Here is a 261-nt window from a genome sequence, read left to right on the forward strand (position 1 = left end):
AGATGTGTATAAGAGACAGCTTATTGACCTTGCGGTCTAATTGAAGTGGGGGCTTCTCGACTTATCGTTGCTTTTACTAGCCAACGAAAACTGACCGAGCTAACCCTCTTGTTCCAAGAGTTTTTGTTTCTATGTTAATGCCAATAGGCGAATGCCTTCATTTTTGATATTGATGGCTGAATTATAGTCACGATATGCCACATACCCACATGAACAACGGTAAGTACGTTCAGATAGCTTCATAGGTTTTTCTGCACCACA

1 protein-coding gene is annotated in these 261 nt (G+C 41.0%); it reads right to left on the reverse strand.

What is annotated here, in order from left to right:
• Positions 1 to 129 precede the first annotated feature (129 nt).
• Positions 130 to 261: zinc ribbon domain-containing protein (locus DDE80_RS14895; RefSeq protein WP_153060874.1), on the reverse strand; the 132-nt coding region annotated here is incomplete at its 5' end.

Source organism: Metalysinibacillus jejuensis (assembly GCF_003057615.1).
In the GTDB taxonomy this organism is placed as follows: Bacteria; Bacillota; Bacilli; order Bacillales_A; family Planococcaceae; genus Metalysinibacillus; species Metalysinibacillus jejuensis.